Annotated in this window: 19 protein-coding genes; 5 read left to right on the top strand and 14 right to left on the bottom strand. The window is 55.0% G+C overall.

The window, feature by feature from the left end; genetic code table 11:
- Positions 1-231 precede the first annotated feature (231 nt).
- On the bottom strand, positions 232-1,248 hold the full coding sequence (locus tag HNQ92_RS16885) for an IS110 family RNA-guided transposase (RefSeq protein WP_184175315.1): 1,017 nt from the start codon (positions 1,246-1,248) through the stop codon (positions 232-234).
- A 935-nt stretch (positions 1,249-2,183) separates the two neighbouring features.
- Here HNQ92_RS16885 and HNQ92_RS16880 point away from each other — a divergent pair.
- The 5 genes from HNQ92_RS16880 (at position 2,184) to HNQ92_RS16860 (ending at position 6,743) form a co-directional block, all read left to right on the top strand.
- Positions 2,184-2,513, top strand: coding sequence for a hypothetical protein (locus tag HNQ92_RS16880; RefSeq protein WP_184175313.1), 330 nt, complete (start codon positions 2,184-2,186; stop codon positions 2,511-2,513).
- Positions 2,514-2,528: 15 nt separating this feature from the next.
- On the top strand, positions 2,529-3,146 hold the full coding sequence (locus HNQ92_RS16875; RefSeq protein ID WP_184175311.1) for a hypothetical protein: 618 nt from the start codon (positions 2,529-2,531) through the stop codon (positions 3,144-3,146).
- Positions 3,147-3,361: 215 nt separating this feature from the next.
- Complete coding sequence (locus HNQ92_RS16870) at positions 3,362-4,243, top strand: SMP-30/gluconolactonase/LRE family protein (protein WP_184175309.1); 882 nt, start codon at positions 3,362-3,364, stop codon at positions 4,241-4,243.
- Between the two features lie 155 nt (positions 4,244-4,398).
- Entirely contained in the window at positions 4,399-6,330 is a 1,932-nt protein-coding gene (locus HNQ92_RS16865; protein ID WP_184175307.1) for a sialate O-acetylesterase, read from the top strand.
- A gap of 5 nt (positions 6,331-6,335) precedes the next feature.
- Positions 6,336-6,743, top strand: a complete 408-nt coding sequence (locus tag HNQ92_RS16860; RefSeq protein ID WP_184175305.1) for a DUF1801 domain-containing protein — start codon at positions 6,336-6,338, stop codon at positions 6,741-6,743.
- Positions 6,744-6,826: 83 nt separating this feature from the next.
- On the opposite strand, the gene HNQ92_RS16855 is transcribed toward HNQ92_RS16860, so the two are convergent.
- The 13 genes from HNQ92_RS16855 to HNQ92_RS16795 form a co-directional block, all read right to left on the bottom strand.
- Positions 6,827-7,672, bottom strand: coding sequence for an endonuclease/exonuclease/phosphatase family protein (locus tag HNQ92_RS16855; RefSeq protein WP_184175303.1), 846 nt, complete (start codon positions 7,670-7,672; stop codon positions 6,827-6,829).
- A gap of 77 nt (positions 7,673-7,749) precedes the next feature.
- Positions 7,750-7,947 (bottom strand): hypothetical protein, encoded by a 198-nt coding sequence (locus tag HNQ92_RS16850; protein WP_184175302.1) that lies wholly within the window; start codon positions 7,945-7,947, stop codon positions 7,750-7,752.
- A 9-nt stretch (positions 7,948-7,956) separates the two neighbouring features.
- Entirely contained in the window at positions 7,957-8,799 is an 843-nt protein-coding gene (locus HNQ92_RS16845) for an endonuclease/exonuclease/phosphatase family protein (RefSeq protein WP_184175301.1), read from the bottom strand.
- A 23-nt stretch (positions 8,800-8,822) separates the two neighbouring features.
- Positions 8,823-9,791: a metallophosphoesterase gene (locus HNQ92_RS16840; RefSeq protein ID WP_184175299.1), complete on the bottom strand. Its 969-nt coding sequence runs from the start codon at positions 9,789-9,791 to the stop codon at positions 8,823-8,825.
- A gap of 20 nt (positions 9,792-9,811) precedes the next feature.
- The gene (locus HNQ92_RS16835; RefSeq protein ID WP_184175297.1) at positions 9,812-11,416 is read right to left on the bottom strand and encodes a RagB/SusD family nutrient uptake outer membrane protein; all 1,605 of its coding nucleotides are present in this window, start codon (positions 11,414-11,416) and stop codon (positions 9,812-9,814) included.
- 40 nt (positions 11,417-11,456) lie between these two features.
- The gene (locus HNQ92_RS16830) at positions 11,457-14,903 is read right to left on the bottom strand and encodes a TonB-dependent receptor (RefSeq protein ID WP_246440320.1); all 3,447 of its coding nucleotides are present in this window, start codon (positions 14,901-14,903) and stop codon (positions 11,457-11,459) included.
- A gap of 185 nt (positions 14,904-15,088) precedes the next feature.
- Positions 15,089-16,111, bottom strand: coding sequence for a FecR family protein (locus HNQ92_RS16825; protein ID WP_184175295.1), 1,023 nt, complete (start codon positions 16,109-16,111; stop codon positions 15,089-15,091).
- An 81-nt stretch (positions 16,112-16,192) separates the two neighbouring features.
- Entirely contained in the window at positions 16,193-16,780 is a 588-nt protein-coding gene (locus tag HNQ92_RS16820; RefSeq protein WP_343063012.1) for an RNA polymerase sigma factor, read from the bottom strand.
- Positions 16,781-17,182: 402 nt separating this feature from the next.
- Positions 17,183-18,145 (bottom strand): sugar phosphate isomerase/epimerase family protein, encoded by a 963-nt coding sequence (locus tag HNQ92_RS16815; RefSeq protein WP_184175293.1) that lies wholly within the window; start codon positions 18,143-18,145, stop codon positions 17,183-17,185.
- 122 nt (positions 18,146-18,267) lie between these two features.
- Positions 18,268-19,671 (bottom strand): BNR-4 repeat-containing protein, encoded by a 1,404-nt coding sequence (locus HNQ92_RS16810; protein ID WP_184175292.1) that lies wholly within the window; start codon positions 19,669-19,671, stop codon positions 18,268-18,270.
- A 28-nt stretch (positions 19,672-19,699) separates the two neighbouring features.
- Positions 19,700-21,148 (bottom strand): BNR-4 repeat-containing protein, encoded by a 1,449-nt coding sequence (locus tag HNQ92_RS16805; RefSeq protein WP_184175290.1) that lies wholly within the window; start codon positions 21,146-21,148, stop codon positions 19,700-19,702.
- 83 nt (positions 21,149-21,231) lie between these two features.
- Positions 21,232-22,674 carry a RagB/SusD family nutrient uptake outer membrane protein gene (locus tag HNQ92_RS16800; protein ID WP_184175288.1) on the bottom strand — a complete coding sequence of 481 codons (1,443 nt, stop codon included), beginning with the start codon at positions 22,672-22,674 and terminating at the stop codon, positions 21,232-21,234.
- A 22-nt stretch (positions 22,675-22,696) separates the two neighbouring features.
- Positions 22,697-26,173 carry a TonB-dependent receptor gene (locus tag HNQ92_RS16795; protein WP_184175286.1) on the bottom strand — a complete coding sequence of 1,159 codons (3,477 nt, stop codon included), beginning with the start codon at positions 26,171-26,173 and terminating at the stop codon, positions 22,697-22,699.
- Between the last annotated feature and the right edge of the window lie 164 nt (positions 26,174-26,337).

The raw sequence follows: 26,337 nt of genomic DNA, 5'->3' as shown, positions 1-26,337 counted from the left end.
GTACCCCTCGCTTATTGATGAGGGAGTAAGTCAGTAACTATTTTCTTAAAGTGCTCTGTACAATCATGCGCGGCGGGAGAGCGTTTAGAGCTCATTCACGCATCCCTAATGATGAGCCGAATCAGTTCATAGGCACACGATGTTTATAGCTAAAAGGGCCACCCAAATCCGTCAGCGTGCCTTTAGGTACGCAACCCCAACGCTGGTTACGTACCTATGAACTGTCAAATTTCACAAGGCATTGGCCAAATTTTCTTCGGTTGTCAAGTTTAATCCAGGATCGAATGGTTTTCCCGATTGTAAAACGGCTAAGGCTACCCGAACCCATTTGTGCATAACGGCAATGATGGCTTCTTTGAAGGATTCCCCCCCCTGTCGTAAGCGTATGTACAAGCGTTGAAAGACTGTGTCGGTTTTGAGCCTCATGGCTAATGTACAGGCCGGTAACCACAACTTCTGCCGCAACCAGGGCACCGCCGAACGATTGATGTGGCTTCCACCTCGGACCGAACGACCCGATTGGTGGAGCGTGGGAGCCAGACCTATATATTTCACAAAGGCTTTACTTGCGCCAGGCTGTTGCCAACCCTCAAAACCCGCTAAGGCCTCCAGAAAAACGGCCGTGCTAACGGTTCCGAAGCCCGGTATGGAGGCTAGTAGCTGGCGAGACTGCTGGTAGTGATCGGCAACTAGTTGGTTAATCTGAGCTTGTAAATCGGCAATTGCCTGCTCGATATAAACTAGCTGTTGGTCGAGGATTTGCTGACTAAAAGCATCAGGTTGGGGATGGACACACAGGGCATGTTGCTGGTTAGCCAAGGCCTGCCGTTGTTGTTGCAACTGGCTGAGTACCATCCGCCGTTGGCGCAAGTACTGCAAATGTTGATCGGGTTGTCGGTAGGGTGCCGGACGTTGTTGCTGACCGTACCGAGCCAACAAAACCGCATCGCGCTGATCCGTTTTGGTGATGGACGCTAGCATCTGACCATAGCGCTTGACCGACAGTGGATTGACGACCGAAACCGAAATGCCTGCTTCGAGCAGCGCATAGGTCAACCGCAGGTGGTAGTTACCGGTGGCTTCCAATACACACTGATCGGTCTGAGGATTCAGACTTTCGATGAATCGAGCAATCTGCTGGGGCGTCTGATAGTCCCACCGTTGGATCTGATAGCTGGCAGTAGGCGTGGGCCGAGCTGAAACAAAGGAGCGGGCGGCAATATCGATTCCGATGTAATTTGTTATCATTGTTGTAGAGTTTAGGGCTAAGTGAGCTTTAACCGCACCTTCATCATGCACACAGGCTCGAGGCCTAACAAACTGTCCGGTGTTGCCGGGCCGCCGATGCGGTTAAAGCAGGGGGATGGGAACACACATAGGCAACGGTGTCAGGCACCTACGGCACTGCTGTTTTTATCCATCCCCTACCACTTAGCTAAATAGTTGCCAAAGATAATTCGGTAAAAGCTAATCAGATAACGTAATGAGCAAAGGTATGAAAGGCACGCGGGGCACTTTTCTCCATCGCAGCGACCTACAAACATTCGACCGCTACGCGGCCCCGAAGGCGCGTTATTGACCCGTAAGTTAGTTGTAAACGCTTCTGAATTTTATAGCAGGGAAATTCTACAAGGTACTTTATAAACGTATTCACTAATCCCAAGCGTGGGGTACTTTATTTTTTTTCAATCCTGGTATTTTTCGGCCATTCGTAGGTAGGGACTTCAGCTTTCAAGGTGGTTATCCCATGCTTTTTATTAATTCAAAAAGCAAAGTATACTTTGCTCCGTTTGTGTCCGTTTTGTAACTGGCTTGGTTTTATATTTTAAAAAAATAGAGCATAAAATTTGATTTAATGATAGCTGTGCTAGTATCTTTCGGCATTGAATCAAATTCAACTTTCCGGTCAGTATCAATAAAATCTTTGATTCCTTTTTAAGGGGTCTAATAGAAGATTGCACTTTTTACGTATTGTAGTTTTCCAAATCAATTTTATCATTTCTCTTAGTATGAATGATTGGTGGATGTACTACGCCTTCTACTCTATACCTAGCTTGAGCTAAGTAATACATCGGTGCCATTTCGGTTGCATTTTCCATGAAATGTAAAGTATTATTTTATTGCTCAGATAGGTATTCGTCTGAATAGTGCTATTTAACCCTCCATTAATTATTAACCTCTTTATGATTGGAATTAAAGACGCTGACCCCGAATACTTAGCTACGTCTTATGATATTGATTGCAAGTATTGCCACAGCCCAAGGAAATTGAATTTCTACTACTATTATTCCTATTCCTACTTCGGCTTCTTAAAAGTATTTCCATTAGGAAAAAGCTTCTACTCGCAGTGCCAGAGCTGTAAGCATTTTCTACAGGAAGCAGCCTTTGACGACCAATACCGCGCCGAGCTCAACAATTACAGGGACCGGGCCAAGCTTCCCTGGACCCTCTACATCGGGCCGGTACTCATAGGGTATTGGCTTATTTCATCTCTTATTTCATCCCTCTTCTAACTAATCACTTACACCATGTTTCTTATTCGCGGAAGAAGAACCAAGTTTAAAAAAGCTTGGCAATTAAATGCTCCATGCCCAAACTGTGAGCAGAAGAATACCCTTGCACTATCCGTATTTACGAGCTACGCCCACTTATTCTGGATTCCCTTTTTTTCGATGGGACGCACGGGAGCGGTGCTGTGTTCTCATTGTGGATATACTGAGGAAGTAAAGAAAACCAACGAAGAAATATATGGGCTCTATAATACTCTAAAAAGTGAAGTTAAAATCCCCCTTACCTACTACATGGGTTTTCCTCTTTTATTCATTGTTTTCTTCCATTCTATAATTAGTAGTAATGATGTAAGAGCCGAGAAGTCTGAGTACCTGGAGCATCCAGAGGTAGGAGACGTGTATGTTTTTAAACCAACGGGACAAGCCGAATTTATGGGTTTCCGGGTAGTTGACGTTCAGGAAGATACCTTGTTCGTGCACATGAATATGTACGGCTCTACCTCGGGCTATAAAATGGAAACGGCCGATGTCGATACGTCGTATATAGATTTCCGTATAGGATACCCAAAAGCGGAACTGAAGGAGTGGCATCAGCAAAATGGTATTTATTCCATTAAGCGAAAAAATAAAGAGTGATTTTCTCTTGAAAACCAGGGAGTTGATCTCAAGTACCCTCCATGAGAAAAGGCTCTGGAGGGTACTTCCGTTACCGCCAGTTTGTAACTGATGGTTTTTAGTACCCCGCTCCCGCCAGTTGCAACGGGTGGTTTGCAAAGTACCCCCGCTAAACTTTTCGGCCCGCAGAAAGTATATACTACGGAGAAAACAATTCATCAACATAACTCATCAACATGAAGAAGTACCAAGCGGAAGTAGCGCTCGAGCTGGAGGCAACCCTGGGCGAAGGCCCCCTGTGGCACCCGGAAGAGCAGAAGCTATACTGGGTGGATATTGAACAACAAAAGGTACATCAGTACGACCCCGAGCGCCAAACGCACCAGCACTGGAAGCTCCCCAAAAAAGTGAGCGCGCTGGTACCTGGCGCGCAGCCAGGTACCTTGGTGGTGGCCTTGCAGGGCGAAATCGCCAGCTTCGACCCGGCCACAGAAGCCCTCACGGCGCTCGTAGACGTAGAAAAAGACAAACCTGCCAACCGCTGCAACGACGGCAAGTGCGCACCCGACGGCCGCTTGTGGGTAGGTACCATGAGCACCGAGAGCGAAGATAAAGCCGGAGCACTGTACTGCCTTGACGGGGCGCTGCAACTCCGCCTCGTGCGCGACCACTGCACCATCCCCAACGGCATGGCCTGGACCACCGACGGCCGTACGATGTACTTCATCGAGACGTCGGAGTCGTGCGTGCGGGCTTTTGACTATGACTCCGAAAAAGGTACTTTGACGAACGAGCGCGTGGTGGTGAAGCCCGAGGAAGGCGGCTCGCCCGACGGCATGTGCATCGACGCCGAAGGCAAGCTCTGGATTGGCTTTTGGGACGGCCAGCGGGTAGGTTGCTACGACCCCCAAACCGGCCAACTACTGGCCGAGGTAGAAGTACCCGCCGTGAATGTCACGTCCTGCGCCTTCGGCGACGCCGACTTGGGTACTTTGTACATCACCACCGCCCGCGACGGCGTCAGCGACGAACAGCTCGAAAAGTACCCCCTGACAGGTAGTTTGTTCCGCTGCCGCCCCGGCGTGAAGGGTACTTTGGCCGATTCGTTTGCGCTTTAAAGGTACCTGGTTCGGAACTATTTTTAGCGGCACCAAGCGGGTACTTCCGGCTTGATGCCGCCGTTTTTTGTGCTGTATAAATAACCCTTTTCCCTTGGAAATCTAGCGGTCGAGTGGCTATCTTGGTAGGATATTGATAGCAACCTACAACCTGGATGAAAAGAATTTTGCTGCTGGTCGTCGCCTCTTTGCTTAGCGCGGCTACCTATTCGCAGATCAAACTACCCCGGCTCATGAGCCACGGCGCGGTGTTGCAGCGCGAAGTACCCATTACCCTCTGGGGTTGGGCTTCGCCGGGCGAACAAGTAGTGGTGGATTTTAACCAAAAGCAATACCGCACCGTAACCGACCAGGCCGGGAAATGGCAGGTACCTCTACCGCCGCAGCCCGCGGGCGGGCCCTACGACCTCACGTTTACGGGCAGCAACCAAATCCAGCTTCGCGACGTACTTTTTGGCGATGTGTGGCTGTGCAGCGGGCAGTCCAACATGGAGATTCCCATGAGCCGGGTGGAAGATACCTACGCGGCGCTGATCGCTAGAATTAACAACCCGAACATCCGGCAGTTTGAGGTACCTGATCGGTATAATTTCGAAAAACCCGAAGCCGATTTTCCTGCGGGCGAATGGCGACCCGCCACCCCGGAGCATATCCTGAGGTTTGGCGCGGTGGGGTACTTTTTTGCTAACGAGCTTTACGAAAAGTACCAGGTACCCATCGGGCTGATCAACGCGGCCGTGGGGGGCTCGCCTGCCGAGGCCTGGATCAGCGAAGCGACCCTCAAAAAATTCCCGACCTACTACCAGGAGGCGCAGCGCTTCAAGGATCGGAACCTGATCCGGCAAATCGAAACGGAGGACAAGCGGCGCAGCGACGCGTGGTACGCCCGGCTGAACCAAACCGACCAGGGCCTGAAAAACAAATGGGCGGCCCCGCAACTGGACGACACCGCCTGGCCTACCATGCAGCTGCCGGGCTACTGGGCCGACCAGGTACCTGAAAGTACCCAGGGCGTGGTGTGGTTTCGGAAGCAAGTGACGATCTCCGCCCAGGCGCTGGGCCAACCGGCCAAGCTGCTCCTGGGGCGCATCGTCGATGCCGACTCAGCCTTTATCAACGGTACTTTCGTGGGCACGACGAGCTACCAGTACCCACCCCGCAAGTACAAAGTACCCCCCGGCCTGCTGCAAGAGGGCTTAAACACCATTGCCGTGCGGGTGATCAACAGCGCCGGAAAGGGCGGCTTCGTGCCGGATAAACCCTACGGGCTTGTTATTGGAAAGGATACGCTGGATCTGCAAGGTACCTGGAAGTACCAGGTAGGTACCCGGATGGACCCGCTGGCGGCCCCGACCTTTGTGCGCTGGAAGCCGCTGGGCCTCTTCAACGCCATGATTGCCCCGCTTACGAGCTACCCCGTCAAGGGGGTACTTTGGTACCAGGGCGAGTCCAACGCCGAGCGCCCCGCCGACTACGCCGATCTGCTCACGACGCTCATCGCCGACTGGCGGCAACACTGGCAGCGCAGCGACCTGCCGTTCATTGGGGTGCAACTGGCCAACTACCTGGAGCCGCAGCCCGAGCCCTCGGAAAGTACCTGGGCGGAGCTACGGCAGGCGCAGCGAGCGGCGCTCTCGGCACCCAATACGGGCCTGGCGGTGGCCATTGACCTGGGCGAGTGGAACGACATTCACCCGCTCAACAAGCAGGACGTAGGCAGGCGGCTGGCGCTGCAGGCCCGGCGCTTGGCCTATGGCGACCGGCAGGTGGTGGCTTCGGGGCCGCTTTACGCGTCGGTGCAGAGGCGGGGAAATAAGCTGACGGTGGCGTTTAGCGAGGTCGGTGGCGGCCTGCGGGCGGTAGATGGCCAAGCGCTGAGGTACTTTGCCGTGGCCGGAAAAGACAAAAAATTTGTGTGGGCGAGTGCCGAAATCAAAGGCCCGCGGGTGGTGGTGTGGAGCGACCAGGTACCTGACCCGTACTACGTCCGCTACGCCTGGGCCGACAACCCGGCGGGGGCCAATCTGTACAACCGCGAGCAGCTACCGGCTTCGCCCTTTGAAGCCAGTATTCAAACCAAACGCTAATCAACATGGCAAAAACGAAGGCGACCGCCACCACCGTGGCCGACTTTATGGAGCAGCTACCACCGCCGCTGGCCGACCTTGTGGAGGGCGTCCGGCAGCTGATCCTCAGTACCGACGCGGCCATCGGCGAGCAGATCAAGTGGAACTCGCCCAGCTTCTTTTACACGGGCGAGATGAAACCCTTCGATCCCAAAGAGTACAAGCGCGACATCGCGGTGCTGAACCTGCACCGGGGCTACGTGCTGCTGGTGTTCCCGACGGGTGCTAAAGTACCCGACCCCTCGGGCGTGCTGGAAGGTACCTATACCGACGGCCGACGGCTCGTCACGATCCGGACCCGGGAGGAGCTAAAAGCCAAGGAAGAAGCGCTACGGGCGGTGCTCAGGGCCTGGCTTGCGTTGGTGGAGAAATGAATAAACAACAAAGTACCCCGCTCCCTAGAGGTAGTTGGCTCTGGGGGCGGGGTATTTTGAGGTACTTTATAAAACCTAGAAACTTACTTGATCAATACCCTGGCTACTACCGGCAGGTGGTCGGAGGGGAAGCGCTGGTCTTTGCCGTCGGTGAGGGCGGCGTACTTTTGCACTTCGATGTTTTTACTTACAAAAATGTAGTCGATGCGGTCGCGCAGGGGGGCGTCCCACTTGAAGGCGTTGAAGGTACCTTCGGGGCCGTAGGGAGGCATTTTGGTCACCTGGTGAGCATCGTTCAGGAGCGTCTGCATGTGCTTGATCTGCTCGGTTTCGGGCGTGGAGTTGAAGTCGCCCACGCAGATGGCGGGAGTACTTTTGGCAATCTCCTGAATCTTTTTTACCATCAGCTTACCCGACTCCTGTCGTGCCTTCACGCCCTGGTGGTCGAAGTGGACGCTGAAGAAGTAGAATTGTTTTTTGGTATTCAAATCCTGAAACTTGGCCCAGGAGCAGATGCGGTTGCAGCAGGTCGCGTCCCAGCCTTTACCGGGTACGTCGGGCGTTTCGCTCAGCCAGAAATCGCCGGACTCAAGTACCTTGAAGCGGTCTTTGCGGTAAAAAATGGCTGAGTGCTCACCGCCTTGCTGCCCGTCGTCGCGGCCTTTGCCCAGGAAGGCAAACTCCTTCAGTTCCGCGACGTCGTCCAGCTGTCCGCGCAGGGCTTCCTGCGTACCGAAGAGGTCGAGCTCGTGGTACTGCACCAGCGCCTTGACGTTCTCCTTGCGGTTGGGCCAGGCGTTCACGCCGTCGCTGGCGGTGTTATAGCGCAGGTTGTAGGTAGCTACGTTAATGGTAGCCGTTTTTTGGGCTACCGAAGGAAAGGTGGCCAGGAAGAAAACCCCCAGCCAGATCAGGACGATTTTTTGCATGTTGTACATAAAAAGTGAAGGAATGATGCGCCAAAAATACGCATTATTTCTTAAGACACTTGGCGAATGGTCCAGCCTCATTTCCTTTTCAGCGTATACGGCCCCACCACTACCTCGCCGTCGTCGCGGATCATTTTGGTGCGCAGCTTTTTGGTCGTCGCGTGCAGCTTGATGAGCGTGGTCCACCCTTTATACCCAAAAGAAGTGGAAACAAAGTACCTACGCTGGTACTTCCTTGCCTGGGAATCTGTCCGGCCTACGGCCACGTTGAGCACGTGATCGTACTAGTCAAGCGTTATTTTGGCTACCACCGGCAGGTGGTCGGAAGGAAAGCGCTGCTCCTTGGCGTCGGTTAAAACCCCATACTTAAGCACCTGTATTTTCGGACTCACAAAAATGTAGTCGATGCGGTCGCGCAGGGGGGCGTCCCACTTGAAGGCGTTGAAGGTACCTTCGGGACCGTAGGGCGGTACTTTGGTCACCTGGTGAGCATCGCTCAGGAGCGTCTGCATGTGCTTGATCTGCTCCGTATCGGGTGTGGAGTTGAAGTCGCCCACGCAGATGGCGGGGGTACTTTTGGCAATCTCCTGGATCTTTTTTACCATCAGCTTGCCCGACTCCTGCCGCGCTTTTACGCCCTGGTGATCAAAGTGGACGCTGAAGAAGTAGAACTGTTTCTTCGTGTTCAGATCCTGAAACTTGGCCCAGGAGCAGATGCGGTTGCAGCAGGTGGCGTCCCAGCCTTTGCCGGGTACGTCGGGCGTTTCGCTCAGCCAGAAATCACCGGATTCAAGTACCTTGAAACGATCTTTCCGGTAAAAAATGGCCGAGTGCTCACCGCCTTGCTGCCCGTCGTCGCGGCCTTTGCCCAGGAAGGCAAACTCCTTCAGTTCCGCGACGTCGTCCAGCTGTCCGCGCAGGGCCTCTTGCGTACCGAAGAGATCAAACTCATGGTACTGCACCAGCGCCTTGACGTTCTCCTTGCGGTTGGGCCAGGCGTTCACGCCGTCGCTGGCGGTGTTATAGCGCAGGTTGTAGGTAGCTACGTTGATGGTAGCCGTTTTTTGGCTATACGTAATGTGACTTAAGCACTGACAAAGAACAAAGAGCAAAGCTATTTTTTTCATAAAAGGTAATCAAAGGGGTGGCCTTAGTTAGGCTTAATAAACTTGACGTTTGAAAAGAAAATACGGGAGGCATCCTGCCGCTCTTTGTGGTAAAAGGGAGAGTACATGGTGGCCGATAAAGTACCTTTGTCGGGGTCAACTTCCAACAGACGAATGTACCCGCCGCCCAAATCTTCGTTTTGGTAGTTTTGCAGGAATTGGTAAATGCGGTTCCCCTTTTCGCCTTTGTCGTTGCGCCAGGAGGTATAGCACACGTGGCCGCTCAGTACCATCAGGATGTTGGCGTGCCTGGTGATCAACTGGTCGTGGATCTGGGCGGGGCTTAAATCTCCGTACCCGGCGTTGCGTTCGCTGATGTCGCCGTTGGGGTTCAGGTGGTAGTGCGTCAGCACGATCACGTTGTGGCCGGGGTGGTTGCTCACCACCGTATTGGCCCAGTCTACGGGCCCCTGGCGGGCGCAAAATTCCAGCGCCAGCACCAGCCACTTCAGGCCACCGGCCTCAAAAGTATACCAGGCGTTGTCGCTTTTTTCTTCTTCGTACCGTCCTTTCTGAAGCGGAAACCGGCTCACCGGAAAGTACCGGTTAAACTTCGCGGTCTTTCGTAGGTTCTGGTTTACGTTGCCGGGGGCGGCGCTGCCGCTGTTTTCACCCACGGCCTCCGTATCGTGATTCCCCAGCGTAACGGCGTAGGGTACACCGGCCCTATCCAGGATTTTAAATCCGGCGTCGGCCTTTTCCCAGTGCCCGATGTTGTCATAGTCGACGATGTCGCCCACGTGCAGTACCAGCGGAAAATTCAACGAGTCTCTTTTTTGAACCAGCCAGTTAAGCTGGCTGTGCAGCATCTCGGGCCGCGCGTTTACTTCGCCCTGCGTGTCGGGCAAGATGGGCAGTACAAACTTCTGGGCCAGGCACAGAGGGCTGCCTAGCCAGGCAAATGAAAGGGCGGCCAACCAGGCCAGCCCTTTCTTACACGTATTTTTTTGCATCCTGTTTTTTATGAAATGACTTACTTCCAACCCGGATTTTGCTGCAACGCCGGATTTAGCCCCAGCTCATTGACGGGGAAAGGCCACAGGTAATCCTTGGCTGGGTCAAAGCGCCGGAACGAAGCATCTTGTACCAGAATTTGCCCCTCGGCATTTAGCTGCACCGGCGTATCAACACCAAACTCATCCCTGAAGTAATAATTACCCAGGACGGCTTTCGGAAGCTCTACTTCGGCCGTTTTCCAGCGGATCAAATCCCAGTACCGTAGGTTTTCCTGGGCTAGCTCAACGCGGCGCTCCCGGCGTATTTCTTCGCGCATGGCTAAGCCGTTTGCCTGCACAAAGGCGTTGGAAAGCTTGGCTACGTTGCCTCTTTGACGCAACAGGTTTATCGTCAAATCCAGATCTGCGTCCGAGATGGTACCGTTGCGTTCAAAAGTAGCCTCGGCGTAGGTAAGCAGTACTTCGGCGTAGCGAATAAGGACCCGGTCGAGCAGAGCCTGCCGGGTGGCAAAGTCGCTGGCGTTAAAGTACTTTTTGGCCCCAAAACCGGTTTTGTAGTATTGGAGCTGCATGGTAAAATTCGCCCCCACGTTATACGGCTCTCCTAGTTGATACACTGACGCCAGCAGGCGTTCGTCCCGGTTGTTAAACACGTCATTCGACACGACGGGCTTCTGGTAAAGCGGCGACTTCGTGATGGGCAGCCCGTCTTTCATCAGGTAGCTGTCCACCAGGCTTTTGGTAGGGTTGGCAGCGCCGGTGTAGATGTCCAGCGAGTAGTTATGGTTGAGGACAAGATTCGCCGGATCAGTCCCATACTGTTTTACCAAAATGTTCTCCCGGTTTTGGCGGCCTTCTCCCGCGTACTGGAACAATTTGTAGTAGCTGGCAAACAAGCTATGCTCTTTGCTATCCATCACGGCTTTAGCGGCTTCCAGAGCGAGGGTCAGGTGCAGGGTAGGGTCACCATCCTGATGGTACTTGGCGCGTGTGCCCTCAAACAGAGCGATCCTGGCTTTTAAGGCCAGGGCCGTAGTGTTGGCTATTCGTCCGTAACCGGCGTTTCCCAAAGCCGTGGGCGTTGGTAGGGTAGCCGCCGCTACGTCCAGGTCGGCATAGATTTGCCCCATGACTTCCCGGCGCGGATTGGCGGGTTGGCTTAGCTCGGGTGAATTTTCTTGTAGGGTTTTTAAAATGAGGGGTACATTGCCGTATTTCTGCACGAGTTGCACGTAGGCAAAGGCCCGGAAGAAGCGGGCTTCGGCCATGTACCGATCCTTAATGCCTTGTTCTACCGGCGCATCAGGTACTTTTTCCAGGATATTGTTGGCCGCCCGGATCAGTTGATACGGGGCCGAATAATCAGTAGCCGTAGCGGGAGGGAGCCTGGTGCCGTCACTGATCGGGTCGGGTTGGGTACCGTACGCATTGTCAGACCATACTTCCTCCTTCGTAAAGCCGGGCAAAAAGGTGTAGAGGTAGTTGGTAGCAGATTTAATATCCGATTCTGACTTCCAGAAGGAAGGGTCGGTGATTTGCGTTTCCGGCAGGCGTTCTACATCACAAGCTACTAGGCTTAGCAGCAAGAGAACAACCGGTAGTTTATAGAATGACATTTTCATATCGTGTCTTGGTTGTATTTTTTACTAAAAGTAAACTCCACTAAAAGGTTAGGTTCAGACCAACGGCCGCCGTAGCAAAAAAGGGATAGTCGGCGGCTACACCGTCGCGTTGTTCGGGGTCAAACTGATCCTTGAATAGACCCAGCCCGGAAAAGGTAAGGATGTCCTGCCCCGTGAAATAGATTCGGGCCCGGCTAATCTTTATTTTATTCAGCGCGCGGGCGGGGACGTTATAACCCACCTGGAGGTTCTTCAGCCGGACGTACTGGCCGTTAAGTACCCATTTGTCGGAGGTCAAAAAGTTATGAGCACCATCTACGAAGGGACGAGGAAAAGCGGCGTTGGGGTTTTCGGGTGTCCAGTAGTCGCGGTGGATGGCCAGGGCCTGGTAAAAACTGGCGATGTTGGGGTCGAGCGCCTGGCGGGTAGGGGCGAAGTTCCGTTTGCCTACGCCCTGGAAGAAGGCGGTGAAATCAAAGCCTTTCCATTGCAGGGCCAGATTGGCCCCAAACAAAAGCCGGGGCTGGGTAGTACCCAGGTACACCAGGTCGCCGTGATCTTCCATGTTGCCGGAGCCCACGGTGATGCGGTTGTCGCCGTTTAAGTCTAGGTACCGCACATCCCCGGCGGCGGTACGGCTATTTTGGAAAGCCCAGGCTTTGACCTCATCGTTGGTTTGAAAGTACCCGTCGGTCAGGTATCCCCAAATGGAGTTGAGCGGGTAGCCTTCCAGGGTTGATACCGTACCAGCATTGATCACTCTGCGGCCCGCAAAGTTGAGCAGCTTGTTCTGGTTGTCGGATACATTGAGGCCTAGCGAAAAAGTAAAATCATCGCCGATCCGGTCGCGGTAGTTTAGCTCGGTCTCCCAGCCCCAGGATTTCAGCTCGCCGTTGTTGACCCGCGGGGTACCTACGCCGAAGGTGGCGGGTAGTTGCAGGGCCGTGAGCATGTTGCGGTTGTACTTTACGTAGTAGTCGGCGCTGATCTGGATTTTATTTTTGAATAAACCCAAATCCAATCCGCCGTTGCTGGTCTCGATCGTTTCCCACGACAGCTGCGAAGACGGTACTACCGTTTGGGAAAAATAGGTAGAGCGAATCTCCGGTGAGCCCAGCACCAGGTTGGCACCCTGGTTGATGAGCGCCAGGTAGTCATAGAGCCCAATGCCCGACGCGGCTCCGAGCCTTCCCCAGGAGCCTCTCACTTTTAACTCCGAAATAACCGGTACCGTAAACCACGCCTCGCGGTGGATGTTCCAACCGGCCGACAGCGAAGGAAAGGATTTCCGGCGGAGGCCCGGCGCCAGGCGCGAGCTTTCGTCTATGCGGAAGGTAGCCTCCAGAAGGTACCGGTCGTCAAAGTTATAGTTGAAGCGGCCAAAGTAGGACTGAAACGCAAAGGTCGAGATGTTCTGGGAATTGGTTTTGGTGGTGGCGTCGCCCAGGCCCAGGGCGGGCAGGTCATTGCTCACCATGTTGGTGACGCCGGTTGAGATGGCCTCGCCGCGGCTGTCTTCCCACTGGTAGCCGGCCAGGACGTGAAACTTGTGCCGTTGGGCAATCGAAAAGTCGTAGTCGGCCAGAAATTGCAGGTTGTTGCTCTGGGTTAAATCTTTGGAGATCGTATAGGAATTGGGCGTGTTGAGAATATCGCCGGGGGCGGTTCGGTACCACCTTTGAACCGTACGCCGGAAAAGCTCCCGGTCGCCCCGCCGGTACTGAGCCCCGTACACGGCCCGCAGGCTCAGTCCCTTCGTGACGTCGAGGCGGGCGGTAAAGACGCCGTCAAAGAAATTCCGGCTGTAATTGTTATACCCCCCGGCGTCCATCATGGCGTAGGCGGTGGCGCCCGTGGTGGTGTTGTAGCGTCCTTCTGGAGTCAGCAGCGGGTTGATGCTGGAATAGCGGTAAAGATTGTAGAGCAGCGCCCCGTTCCCGTTGATGTTCACCGACGAAGCTTCCTGGTTTTGTCGGGTATAGGTAATGCGTGAATCGAGCGAAAGGTGCTTGGTGAGCTGGGCACCCAGGTTAAGTCGGAGGTTATACCGGTCATTTTTATCGGGCCCTACCTTAAATACCCCTTGCTTGTCGTAATACCCCAGCGAGATTAAAAAATTCAACTTATCGGTTCCGCCCCGAGCCGAGAGGTTGTGGGTATGCATGAGGGTATTTTTTCGTAAAAGCTGATCGACGATGCTTTCCGTGCCAAAGTACTCGTAGCGGGTGGTGTCGTTGGGGTTGATCCGGTACTGCATCACGCCTTCTTTTACAATGGCTATTTTTTCCAGCGTATGCCCCGGAGCCGCGCCGGAGTTGACGCGGGCCAGGTTGTTATGCTCCAGCTCTTCCCATACTTCCATTCTTTTGGGTACATTCAGGGCCCAGTCGGTGCCCACAATGGAAGAGTACTCAAAAACGGTCTTGCCCGACTTCCCTTTTTTGGTAGTCACCAGGATCACGCCCCCGGCGGCCTGAGCCCCGTAGATGGCCGCGGCGGCAGCATCTTTTAGTACGCTGATGCTCTCAATATCGTTGGGATTCAGGGTTTGCAGAGAAACACCCGGGCTGGTCACGCCATCCACCACGAGCAGCGGCTCCACGTTTCCGTTGGCCGAGGTCGCCCCCCGGATCTGGATACCAATGCCTTCGTCGCCCGGCTGGCCGGACGAGCGCGTTACCGACAGGCCCGGTGAAAGCCCCTGTAGCGCCATAGCGACGTTGGACACCGGCCGGTTTTCAATATCCTTGGCGTTGATCGTCGATACCGCTCCCGTCAGGTTTTCTTTTTTCTGGGTACCGTAGCCTACCACCACGACCTCTTCCAGGGCTCGTACGTCCGCCTCGAGCGTAATGTTGAACTCCGAGCGGTTACCTACGGCCACCTCCTGCGACAAGTACCCCACAAAACTGAACACCAGCACTACCTGGGCGTTGGGTACCGCCAGCTCAAAGCGGCCGTTGCCGTCGGTGGTGGTACCCGTCGTGGTGCCTTTCACCACCACGCTCACGCCCGGCAGGGCGTCTTTGCCGTCGACCACCGTGCCCCGCACCGTGATGTCCTTGGGCGCCGTCCATTCCCGCAGCTTTTCTTCCAGCTGCGGGATATGGGAGGTACTTTTATCCTTGGCGGGCGACAGCACGATCTGGTTGTTGATTTCGCGGTAGCTGATGCCGCGGGGCAGCAGCAGCTGATCCAGCACGCGCGATAGCTTTTGGTTCTCGGCCTGGATCGTAATGGGAGCGTTGAGGGACACACGGCTGCTGTACACAAATTTGACCTGGGTTTTTTCCTGGATCTTCCCCAGGGCTTCTTTGAGCGTAACGTTGGTCAGGCTGAGCGTCATATCCTTACTCAGGACCGACTGAGCCGAGCTTTCCCGGGCGTAGCTGGCGCTGGCCAGCAGGGCGGCCAGAAGCCATTGTAGCAATCCGATGCGCATAATCTTTTGCCAGTTAATCGGCTTGGTACGTACTGATTTTTTCATAAATTTGATTGTCTGATGGTTAGCTAATTGGACAAAAGGCTGCTCATCTTCCCACGGTGGCACGTGGGCTTGGCTGAGAGCAGTAAACAGTACCCGATCGGGAGTGGTGGCACACTCCCGGTTTTTTGTTTCTAAGGGGGCAGATCCGTGTAGTGATTCATGAATAGTGTATGAGGATTAAGGAATTAGTCGCAGCCAGCGCCTTCGATCAAAATGGTTTTGCCGGACATCGTGTAGGTGGCATCTAACGAGGCGCATAGCATTTCCAAAATGGCCGGTAAGGGCTGCTGTTCAAAGTCGGCCGTGAGCTGGCAGGTCTTCATGGCCGGGTTGGCCAGGTGCAGGCGCACGTCGAAACGCTTGTCGAGCTGCTCCAGGGCCCGGTCCAGCGGGGTACCTTCAAAGGTCACCGTCACGGGTTCATAAATTTCTTTTTTATCCTGCACGGGCAGGGTACTTTGCGTAAGCCGCTTCGTGCTGGTTTCAAACAGCACCTGCTGGTGTGGAGCCAATACTACTTTCTGCGGATTGGCCTGGTGATCAGCGGCGCTCACGGCCACACTGCCCGACACCACCGCTACCTCAAAAATACGCTGCGCAGGCGGGGCCTTTACGTTGAAGCGGGTACCTAGTACCTCGATCGTCATTTCACCGCTCCGGATCACGAACGGTCTCTTTTTGTCAGGGGTAATGTCAAAAAAACCCTCGCCCTCAAACGAAACCTGGCGCTGACTGGCCGCGAAGGTACTTGGGTACGTAATGGAAGCCCCCGTGTGCAGCCAGAGGGTACTTCCGTCGGGCAGCTGGTGCATCACCGGGCGCGGCTGATCGTTCACGAAATGTACCTGGCCATCGGCAAGAGCCGGGGCGGTACCTTCTACGCGGGCTTCGGTAGGGGTACTTTGGCGCGTAGGCCAGAGCCACAGCAGCCCCGCCACCAGTACCAGCGCGGCGGCCACGCCCAGCCACGGGCGGCGGAGCAGCGTCAGCACAGGTACCTGGGGACGGGAAGTAGCCAGTTGGTGTTGGATATGCCGGAAAGTTTCTTGCTGCAGGCGGTTGCGCTCCGCCTCCGACAAGGTACTTAGGTAGTTGGAGGTACCTTGCAGGGAGGCGTACCAGGCCTCCACAAGGTCTCGCTCCTCAGCGGTACATTCGTCGAGGAGGTACTTTTGTAATAATTCGGGCGAAAGGGGTGCTTGCTTCATGCCAAGGGAACGGTGCGCTGAGGATTGTTTGAACCTTAAGTCGCACGGGAAGCGGGGTACCCTTAGTCAGAGTAGAAAAATTTACAGAAATAGTTGAAGTACAGTAAGAAAGTAGAGCAAATGTTCTTTCAAATGCCCCCGAAGTATCCGCAGCGCTTTGGTAATGTGCTGTTCGACGGTTTTTTCCGAAATCCCCAACGTACCGGCTATTTCGCGGTGGGGGAGGCCCTGACGGCTTAGCACAAAAACCTCGCGGCACTTCTCGGGCAGCAGCTTCAGGCCTTCTTCGTAGCGGTGCTGGAGGTCGCCGGTGAGAGCCTGCTGGTCGGAGGGGTCGGTGGTCTCGGGGCGCAAAGTACCCCACTGGCTGTGGTGGCGCTGCCGCGTAAATTCTTTTCGGAAGTAATTGATCACCAAATTTTTGGCCATCGAAAAAAGGTAGGGTCGGCACACCTGCACGGCGTAGCGGTGGCGCTGCTGCCAAAGGCTCACAAACAGCTCCTGGACAATCTCCTGCGTTGTGAACTCGTCGTTCACTTTGGCGTAAGTGTAGTTGAAAAGCGGCCGGAAGTACCGTCCGTAGAGCTCTCCAAAGGCCAGCTCGTCGTCATGCTGCTGCATGAGCGCCAGTAGGTCTTCATCCGAATAGGTCACGTAATGTTCGCTCACTCTACCGCTTGGTTAGTACGCTTTGACCGCCAAAAGTAAACTTAAAAGGGTACTTCTGGAAAGCAAAGGATGTTACGATATAGTTAAGAAACGGAGCGTGTTTTTTTACTTACTGCTTAAATAAGAAATCGTGAATGAAGTAGTACAAGGTACCTGAATGTTGGTGTGTGATTCCGCCGGAATCAGGCTAAGTACCTCGACCTTTTTGGCTATAAACGTGCGATTCCGCCGGAATCGGCTGCTCAGGTAAGTACTCAACGGCAGCACCGTTGCACGTTTATAGGGAAATCTGGTTCTGATTCGCTCGACCACAGCGTGGTCACACCCACTAGGAGTTCAAGCCCACCTTTCAGGTACCTTGGGTACTTGAAAGGTGGGCTTGAAAGAAAAAAATAAAGAACATCAGGCTTCTTGCCAGAGCTCTTTTAGTTTCTTGATGTCTTTGCGCATGGCCGTGTAAATGGCCTTTTGGTCCACGCTGGGCGTGCGGGAGCCGTGCTCGGCTCCGCCCAGGTCGTACTCAAAGTGCAGCGAGATAGGTACCTGTACCTGGTACTTTTTCAGCAAGCCAAAGTACGTCTTGAAATCCACCATGCCTTCGCCCAGGGGTACATTTTTTACCTTATACACGCCCTTGCTGTCTTTCTCCCACAGGAAATCCTTGATGGCCAAAATCTGGATGTTGGGGTGGATCAGGCGGAGGCCGTTTTGCCAGGAAGTACCCCCTTCCACGGTAGCGTGGCGGATGTCGTACTGCACGCCCATGTGGCTGGCTTCGGCGTCGCGCAGCATTTCCCAGATCTCCCAGATCGACGCCCCCACCAGCATGCCCGCGTGGTTCTGGTAGCAGCCGATCAGCCCCAGCTTTTTGTTTTGGCGGCTCAGGTCACGGACCTGGCGGCGGTACTTTTCGAGGCTTTGCGGCAGACTCTCCGTCTCGCTGTACTTGTACCAGTTCATGCGGTAGTACTTGATGCCCTGGCTGGCGGCGGTTTTCAGCACGCGGTCGTCGATGTCGCGCCCGCCCTCCACGGTGGTGGTCATCATGAGGGGGGCCAGGCCCGCTTTCTTGATGGCCTCCACAGCCTTGGGCAGGTCGTCTTCCACGCGCTCGGGCAGGACGTGCCCGCCGCCGCGCACGGTAAGATCGATGCCGTCGAAGCCCATGTCGGCGGTTGCATCGGCCAGCTCCGGGTACGAAAGAAATTGCAGGTGCTTGGAGAAAACCAGGATTTGGGGCATAGCTGCCGGGACCTGCGCTGTGGCCGACTCGCGGGCCAGTACCTCGGTAGACAGAAACGGTAGCGCACCGGCCGTGAGGGCCGCTTGCTTCACAAAATCGCGCCGGGAAAAGTGTAATTGCATAGCCTGGGTAGGTAGGTTTCGGATGTAGGAATAAAAGGGGAAAAGTACCTGCCCTTACTGCTCGCGGACGAACGGCACCGGACGGGTACTTTTAGTAAGACTACAAAACCGGCCTCAGGTACTTACTTGACCCGCTTCGGTTTTTCCGAATTTTTTTTCATGGTGTACGGTAGTTGCCATACCTGGCCCTTGCTATCCCCAAAGTACATCAGCGATTCGCTCAGCTTGTCGGGGTTGCCGTCGGTCCAGAAATAGAAGAACGGGTCGGTGCCGCCCACCACCCGCCGGATGTAGTTGTGGTTGCGAGGGCTGTTTTGGGTGAGCTGTCGGGTACGGGTCCAGGTTTTGCCCTTGTCGGTACTTTTCCACATCACTACCTCGCCGCCGCCGCCCCAGGGTTGAGGGGTATTTTCGGTCGGGGCCACGACCATCCATTCGTTTCCTTTTACAAAGAGGCTGCCCGTGTCGTAGTTGTGGTCGGAGGTGGTGATGGGGTGGTTTTCCCAGGCGGAGCCGTTCCAGTAAATCACAAACCACTCCCGCAGGCCGTTTTTGGGGCCGGGCTGGTGGCCGGGCCCGGCCAGGTACAGCGCGATGGGGTTCCCCTTTTCGTCAAAGTTCACATCTTTGATGTACACATTTTTGCCCTGGCTAAAGTACTCCCTGAGCAAGATCGGTGAGTTGACGTCCGTGACGGGAATGTCCACCTTCTTGCCATCTACGGTGGTCCAGGTTTGGCCCATGTCGGTGGTCTGGAGGTAGTAGATGTTAGTGCGCTGGTCTACGTTGCCGTTGGGGTGCCAGTTGAAAAAGAAAACGACCTTCTCGCCGTGCTGGCCGCTGATCTGGTAGTGGCCGCTGTTCTTGTCTTCGGGGCGCTTCATGCCCGCCAGCTTTTTATCCTCGGTCCAGCTGACGCCGTCGCGACTGGTTTCAAAGTACAGCTCCCGCACGCCGGTGTACTTGGTAAACAAATGCAGGAAGCCCTTGCCCGGAATGTACTTGGGCTGGGGGTAGGTCATGATTTCTTCCGTAATTTGCTCAAACGACTCGATGTCGTACGGCTTGCTGCTGCGGTACTTGAAGCCCGGCCGACTGGTATTGCGGCCACTCACAAACACCCACAGGTACCCGTCGTCGTCGAGGGCCAGGCTGGGGTTGTCGTGCGGGTCATCGACGCCCTTTTTGTCATAAACGACCGTCGGCTTCGACACCGTCTTTTTGGCGTGGTCGTATACCCCAATCATGCACAGCAGGTACCGGTCTTTTTCGCCGGTGGTACCGCCGTACACAAAGAAGGTTTTCTTCACCTTGGGCGCGTAGATCGAGAGCGGAATGTGCTTGGCCGTGTAGGTACCTAAGCCGCCGGAGTACTTGTCGCCGTACTCCGAAAACTGCCCCAGCGTAAACCAGATGCCCTTGTAGCCGTCGGCTTTCTGGTTGTTGCGGGAGGTACTTTCCTGCGCAAAACTGAGGGTAGTGGCCAGGAGAAAAAGAGCGCTTATTTTTAAAAAAGGGTACTTCATGAAAAAGCAATAAGGGTTTAGAAATAATCTATTTTTTGCGTTGGGGTGTAATCATGTCCTCGGTGGCGTGGCGGGGTAGTTGGTACACGTCGCCTTTTTGGTTGGTAAAGTAAAGGTACGACTCCGAAGGTTTCCGTCCGTGCCCATCGGCCCAGATTCCGTAAAAATCCGGCTGCGCGCCGCGCGGTTGCCGTACGTAGGAGTGGTTCATGGGGCTGTTTTGGGTCATTTGCTTTTCTTTTTTCCAGGTACTTCCACCGTCTTTACTGGCCCACATCGTGATCTCACCGCCGGGGTTGTATACCTGCGGACCGTCCACGGTGGGGCCAATGACCTTAAGTACCTTGTCGGATTCGACGTAAATCGAGCCCATGTCGTAGTTGCTGTCGGAGGTCGTGACGACGTGGTTCTGCCACTGGTTGTTTTTGAACTGGAAGAGCCGCCATTGCCGCGGATTATTGCCAGGGCCCGCCTCGTAGCCCTTGCTGGAAATTACCAGAATGGCTGGCTGGCCTTTTTTATCAAAAGTAATGTCCAGCAGGTAGCAGTTCAGCTTTTCGCTGACGAAGTCTTTCACCACGGCCACGTTTTCGATGTCCGTAAGGGGTAGTTGGGCCGTTACGCCCGTGGCCGTGTGCCAGCTCTGGCCGAAGTCGGTCGTTTCGAGGTAGTGGAGGTTGGTGCGGTAGTTGAGGCCTTTGCCCTTGGGATGAAAATCAAACGCCACGCCCACCTTGCCGTCGGCCTCGGCGCTGATCTGGTAGTGGCCCTGCCCGATGTGCGCCAGTACTTTCCACTCATTCCAGTGTACGCCATCGGCGCTGGTGTTGTAGCCAATGACGCGGTCGCTCCACTGGTTGTACTTCGTAAAAAGCGCCAGAAAGCCCTTGCCCTTGATGTGATACACCTGAAAGTAGGAGAAATTGTCGAAAGGCTTCTCCTGGCCATCGACCCGCTCGGTGGCTTTCACGGTCTCGAACTCACTGATGTCGTAGGGCCTTTTGCTGCGGTGAATGTACGACGGGCGCGACACGCCGTGGGAGGTCGAGAAGATCCAGATAATGCCCTGGTCGTCCAGCGAAATCACCGGGTTATCGTGGGCGTCGGTGGTTTTTTTGTCCAGTAGAATCACCGGGTTGGCTACTTTACCGGTTTTGTGGTCATAGTACGATACGTTGTGCAGCAGGGTAGAATTAGCGTCGTTGGTACCGCCGAAGCAGAAAAAGGTTTTATTGACCTCCTTGGCATAAATCGCAAAGGGCCGGTGGTTGGCGGGGTAGGTAGCCAGGCCGCCGCTGTACTTGTACACGTACTCGTCGTTGGAGGGTTGGTTCATGTACCAGATCCCCTTGAAGCCGTTGGCCTTTTGCAAAAGTACCTCCGCCTCGGCGTAGCGGGCGTCGGGGTGGACGTTGGTTTGGGCCTGAGCGGTAGCCACGACCGCGATCAGGGTAATAAAGTGCAGTATCTTTTTCATAGAAAAAATCAGGGAAAGAAGGCCCCGGGAGGTACGGGCAAACCTCCCCCCGGGGGCTATAAAGAATAGACGAATGGCTTAGGCTAGTACCCCGGATTTTGTTTAATCCGGTCCGGGTTGATGTCGATCTGGTTTTGGGGAACGGGCAGTACCAGCTGGTGCGCCTGGATGTTGAATCCTTTGCTGTTCATCACCTCCAGCGCACGGCCCGTGCGCACCAGGTCAAACCAGCGGTGATTTTCGAAGGCGAGCTCAAAGCGTCTCTCGTTTTCGACGGCCAGCCGGAAAGCCGCCTGGGTAGGGAGCTCGGCGCTGGTTTTGGGCGCCAGACCGGCGCGGGTCCGGATGCGGTTGAGCAGGGTAAAGGCCTCGCCGTTGGGCGTATAGCCTACTTCGTTCAGGGCTTCGGCGCGCATCAGCAGCACGTCGGCGTAGCGGAGCACGGGCCAGTTGTTGTCGGCGTCGCTGGCGGCAAAGGGAGCCGGGTCGAGGTACTTTTTTACGTACGGAATGGCCACAAAGCTGCTACCGCTGGTGTAGCCCAGCGCCAGCGAGGGTTCTTTGCGTTTGTCTTCCGGCTCGTAGGCGGCGATCATCTCGGCGGTAGGGTGGTTGTGCCCGCCTCCGGCCCCAATGGTGGTGACCACCACGCCCGACAGGCGGGGAGCAAACCGGTTGTTGAAAGGGCTCCCGAGGCCATAGCCACCCTTTTTGTATTGTACTTCGAAGAGCGACTCGCGGTTATTTTTATTATTGATCCGATAAATATCGGCGTAGTTGGTCAGCAGATCATACTGGCCGGCGTCAAGTACCTCTTTGGTTTTGGCCGCGGCTAGGTCCCACTTCTTTTGAGTAAGGTATACTTTGGCCAGGAGCCCTTTGGCGGCTCCCGAGGTAGCCCTCCCGATCTCCACCCCCGCGTAGGAAGCGGGTAGTTTTTGCTCGGCGGCCAGCAGGTCTTGCTCGATCTGCTGGTATACCTCGGCGGCCGGATTTCGGCCGTAGGAGTAGCCTTCCGTTACGTCGGAGGTTTCTTTCAGGACGAGGGGTACATCGCCGAAGATCCTGACGAGGTTGAAGTACATCAAGGCGCGCAGGAAAGTCACTTCGGCCACGTAGCGTTCTTTGAGGGTTTGATTCATTTCGACGGGCGCGATCCGGTCGATGACGGTATTGCACGCCAGAATGCCCCGGTAGTGGTCGTTCCAGATGGAGCTGACGAGCCCATTGATGGTAAGCGTCGTAAAGGCATCGATTTGGGTGATGTCGATCCCGCTCTGGGCGTCCAGAATTTCGGTGTTATCGGAGCGAACCTCCCCAACGGCGTATAGGCCCTGGTTGTACAAGCCATTGAACTGCAATGACGCATAAGCGGCATTGACCGCATTGAGCATGTCGTCGGCATTGCGGTAAAAATTCACGTTGTTGGTTTGGGATATGGGCGCCAGATCCAGAAAACCTTGGCGGCAGCCTCCGGTAGAGAGCAGTACCAGTAGCAACGGGATGAGAATACGGTATGATTTCATCTTGAATAAAGCTTTTTATGGATTATAAACCTATGTTCAGTCCCAAGGTGATGGTTCGGGCAATGGGATACCCGCCGTAGTCGACGCCCGGCGTGAGGGGATTGGCCCCGGCCACACTCACCTCGGGGTTATACCCGGAGTATTTAGTCCACGTGATAGGGTTGACCATGTTGAGGTACACGCGGGCGTTGGTAAGCGAAATTTTATTGACCAGGCCCGTCGGTAGGTTATAACCCAGCGAAATGTTCCGTACCCTCACGAAGGAGCCATCTTCGATGTGGTCCGAGGAGATATTGGCGCTGGCGTTGCTGCTGCTATAGCGCGAGAGGTCGCGGTTGACGCGGGGCGTTTTGCCATCACCGGGCTCCTGGGGCGACTTCCAGGCGTTGTGCCTGAGGCCGTTAGCCGTTCCGGCGTAGTTGGCGTAGAACCGGCGGCCCAGGTGCATGATCTCACCGCCCTGCACGCCCTGGATCAGGACGTTCAGGTCAAATCCTTTGTAGGATAGCGTGTTGGTGAGTCCAAAAATGAAATTGGGCAGCGGGTTGCCCAGGATCGTGCGGTCAAGTATGCTCAGCACGCCGTCCCCGTTGACATCCCTGAACCGGAAATGGCCAGGTCTGGAATCGGCAAAACTGGGGTTGTTGTCGATTTCCTCCTGGGTCTGGAAGATCCCGATTACTTCGTAACCGTAGAAGTTGCCCAGGGGCTTTCCGATCTCAGTGATGTGGCTGTTGCTCAGCTCATAGTTGCCGAAAATCGGCTCGCCGCTGGGCCCCAGGGCCAGTACTTTGTTGCGGTTGATCGAAATATTGAAGTCCGTAGTCCATTTCAGTTCCCGGTTCAGGTTGCGGGTCGTTAGGCCCAGCTCCCAGCCTTGGTTCTGTACCTTGCCGATATTCTGCCGGGCCGAGGTGTAGCCCGTAATGGAGGGCGTCGGTACGTTCAGGAGCAGGTCGGAAGTGATTTTATTGTAAAAATCCGCCACCAGGAATACCCGGTTCTGGAAGAGCCCGAGCTCCAGCCCAATATCCAGCTGCCGGTTTCTTTCCCAGCTCAGATCGGGGTTGCTGATGGAGTTGGGAGCGATCCCATTCACCACCGCCCCTCCGCTGCCGCCAAACACGTAATTTCGGGTGGTCAAAAGGCCTACATGGTCGTAGTTGCCAATAAAATTGTTTCCGGTGAATCCATAGCTGGCCCGCAGTTTGAGCTCACTGATAGGCGTAAAACTTTTCAGGAATGCCTCTTCCGAAATGCGCCATCCGGCCGAAACCGACGGAAAGACGCCCCATTTGTTATTGGTACCAAACCGCGAGGAACCGTCTCTCCGGATTGTGCCCGTGAGGAGGTACTTGCTCATATAGCTATAGTTGACCCGAGCCAGGTAGGAGAGCAGTGACCACTCACTGGCGCTGGTAGAGGCCGACGTCACCAGGCCCGCATTCAGGGTTTCTACCAGGTCATTGGGGAAATTGGTAGAAGAGATGGACGAACTATGTGAGTAGGCGCGTTGGGCCGTAAAGCCCCCCAGGGCATCTAGTTGGTGGTTATCCCGTGAAAAAGAGTAGTTCAAGGTATGCTCGACCAACCAGTTGTACGAGTCGTCCGTGGTATATCCTCCCACCGGGATGGTAGGCGGCGGGTTCCCGTCGGTACCCAGGGTAGAAGGCCGGTACGTCTTCCGGTTCGACGCCAAAAGATCCGTCCCGACCAGGAGCTTGTAGGTCAGGTTGTCCAGGATTTTATATTCGCCGTAGACTGTGCCCAGCAAGCGTAGGTCGGTGATGCGGTCGGTGCGTTCTCGGGCCTGCTTCACGGGGTTAGAGATGCTACTGAAGCCATTTCCCAGCGCGCGGCCGGTGGTGTACTTGCCGTTTTCGTCATAGACCGGTAGGTGCGGTGCCAGCGTAAGGGCCGAAAGTACTACGGCCCCGCTGGACCAGTGCCCTTCGGAAAGGGTCGGGTTACTTACCGTGTAGGCTGGGGTGAGGTTCACGCCTACCTTAAAGCGCCGGGAAGCGTTGGCTTCCAGGTTGATCCGGAGGGCGTAGCGTTCAAAATCGGAATTGATGACGACGCCATCCTGGCGAAAGTAGTTGCCCGATACCAGGTACTTTACGTTGTCCGTTCCGCCCGACACCGTCGCCTGGAGGTTTTGCATGGGGGCCGTTCGGAAAATTTCCTTTTGCCAGTTGGTACCTTCGCCCAGGGCTTCGGGATTTTGCAAGGCGGGGAGGATCTGGTATATGGCGCTTCGTTGTGAATTGGGGGCGGAAGGATTGCCACCAATATCGACCCAGGCGTTGTTGCGAGAGTCGATGATGTATTGCGCAAACTCCCGGGCATTCATCAAGTCCATGTATTTGGTGACGTTCTGTACCCCGGCATAGGTGTCGATATCCACCTTCATCTTGCCCGACTTCCCGCTTTTGGTCGTGATGATGACCACCCCGTTGGAGCCCCGCGAACCGTAAATGGCCGTAGCCGAGGCATCCTTAAGTACTTCGATGGACTCAATGTCGTTGGGATTGATGGAGTTGAGCGGGTTATTATTCTGGTTGTAATTGGCCGTAACCGGGAAGCCGTCGATGACGTAGAGCGGCTCGTTGCCGGCTCCGATGGAGCCCGTGCCGCGTACCCGTACCGTAAGCCCGCCGCCCGGTGTACCGGTGGTTTGGGAGACGTGCACACCCGGCATTTTTCCGGCCAAGGCTCCGTCGAGGCTGGGGGTGGGAATAGACTGGATGTCCTTAGCGCTAACCGACGACACCGAGCCCGTAATGTCCGCGCGCTTCTGGGTACCGTAGCCTACTACCACGACCTCATTCAGGGCTTTAACATCAGCCGCCAGCGTGACATTCAGCTGGGTACGGTTGCCCACGGCCACTTCCTGCGAAATGTACCCCACGAAGCTAAACACCAGCGTGGTGTTCTGGTCGGGCACGCTGAGCTGGTAGGTACCTTCGGCGTCGGTGGTGGTGCCGCGGGTGGTGCCCTTGATCACCACGCTGACGCCGGGCAGCGGCTCGTTATCGGCACTGATTACCTTACCGCCAATGGTCACATCCAGGGGCTGCACAAAGAAGCCGGGCTGTTCTTCGCGTTCAGGTACCTGTGCGGAGGTTCTTTTGCGGGCTTTGGCCAGAAGTATCTGGTTATTCACGACCCGGTACTCGATTTGTAGCGGCGTGAGCAGTCGGTCCAGTACCGACGCCAGGCGCTCCTGGTTAGCCTCCACGCTAACCGGTTGGCTGAGCCGGATCAAATCGCTGCTGTAGGCAAAGCGAACCTGCGTACTTTTTTCCAGCTGCGAAAGGGCCTCTTTCAGAGCGACATTCGTAAGCTTCAGGGTGACGCCCCGGTTCAGGAGCTCCTGAGCGGGGGTAGTATGGGCATAGGCCATCGCCGATAAAAAACTTACGCACACTAACTGGTAAAACGTTACTCGCATAATCGTGAATAAGGTTCCGTGCTTGGAATACAAATGTTTCTTCATAGTTTTACTGTAAACTGGTTAAAGGATACGTACAATACTTCCCGGGTTATGCTTGGTCGGCCTTACTACGGGAGGGAGAGCCTTAGTCAGTTCATCGTCAGGAGTGTTGCAACCACTCCTGATTTTTTTATGACCCTTGGCCCAACGTGTGAAAGCGGGGGTGG

This window comes from Rhabdobacter roseus, from assembly GCF_014202275.1.
Lineage (GTDB): Bacteria > Bacteroidota > Bacteroidia > Cytophagales > Spirosomataceae > Rhabdobacter > Rhabdobacter roseus.
Note: the sequence above shows the minus strand (reverse complement) of the source record. Positions and strands in the feature narration are given on the sequence as shown.

Bases quoted from the DNA above. Each gene is read 5' to 3' on its own strand.
- HNQ92_RS16830 (WP_246440320.1), bottom strand. From the start codon at position 14,903: ATGAAAAAATCAGTACGTACCAAGCCGATTAACTGGCAAAAGATTATG.
- HNQ92_RS16815 (WP_184175293.1), bottom strand. From the start codon at position 18,145: ATGCAATTACACTTTTCCCGGCGCGATTTTGTGAAGCAAGCGGCCCTC.
- HNQ92_RS16865 (WP_184175307.1), top strand. From the start codon at position 4,399: ATGAAAAGAATTTTGCTGCTGGTCGTCGCCTCTTTGCTTAGCGCGGCT.
- HNQ92_RS16845 (WP_184175301.1), bottom strand. From the start codon at position 8,799: ATGAAAAAAATAGCTTTGCTCTTTGTTCTTTGTCAGTGCTTAAGTCAC.
- HNQ92_RS16870 (WP_184175309.1), top strand. From the start codon at position 3,362: ATGAAGAAGTACCAAGCGGAAGTAGCGCTCGAGCTGGAGGCAACCCTG.
- HNQ92_RS16855 (WP_184175303.1), bottom strand. From the start codon at position 7,672: ATGCAAAAAATCGTCCTGATCTGGCTGGGGGTTTTCTTCCTGGCCACC.
- HNQ92_RS16860 (WP_184175305.1), top strand. From the start codon at position 6,336: ATGGCAAAAACGAAGGCGACCGCCACCACCGTGGCCGACTTTATGGAG.
- HNQ92_RS16800 (WP_184175288.1), bottom strand. From the start codon at position 22,674: ATGAAATCATACCGTATTCTCATCCCGTTGCTACTGGTACTGCTCTCT.
- HNQ92_RS16875 (WP_184175311.1), top strand. From the start codon at position 2,529: ATGTTTCTTATTCGCGGAAGAAGAACCAAGTTTAAAAAAGCTTGGCAA.
- HNQ92_RS16885 (WP_184175315.1), bottom strand. From the start codon at position 1,248: ATGATAACAAATTACATCGGAATCGATATTGCCGCCCGCTCCTTTGTT.
- HNQ92_RS16805 (WP_184175290.1), bottom strand. From the start codon at position 21,148: ATGAAAAAGATACTGCACTTTATTACCCTGATCGCGGTCGTGGCTACC.
- HNQ92_RS16795 (WP_184175286.1), bottom strand. From the start codon at position 26,173: ATGAAGAAACATTTGTATTCCAAGCACGGAACCTTATTCACGATTATG.
- HNQ92_RS16840 (WP_184175299.1), bottom strand. From the start codon at position 9,791: ATGCAAAAAAATACGTGTAAGAAAGGGCTGGCCTGGTTGGCCGCCCTT.
- HNQ92_RS16825 (WP_184175295.1), bottom strand. From the start codon at position 16,111: ATGAAGCAAGCACCCCTTTCGCCCGAATTATTACAAAAGTACCTCCTC.
- HNQ92_RS16810 (WP_184175292.1), bottom strand. From the start codon at position 19,671: ATGAAGTACCCTTTTTTAAAAATAAGCGCTCTTTTTCTCCTGGCCACT.
- HNQ92_RS16835 (WP_184175297.1), bottom strand. From the start codon at position 11,416: ATGAAAATGTCATTCTATAAACTACCGGTTGTTCTCTTGCTGCTAAGC.
- HNQ92_RS16880 (WP_184175313.1), top strand. From the start codon at position 2,184: ATGATTGGAATTAAAGACGCTGACCCCGAATACTTAGCTACGTCTTAT.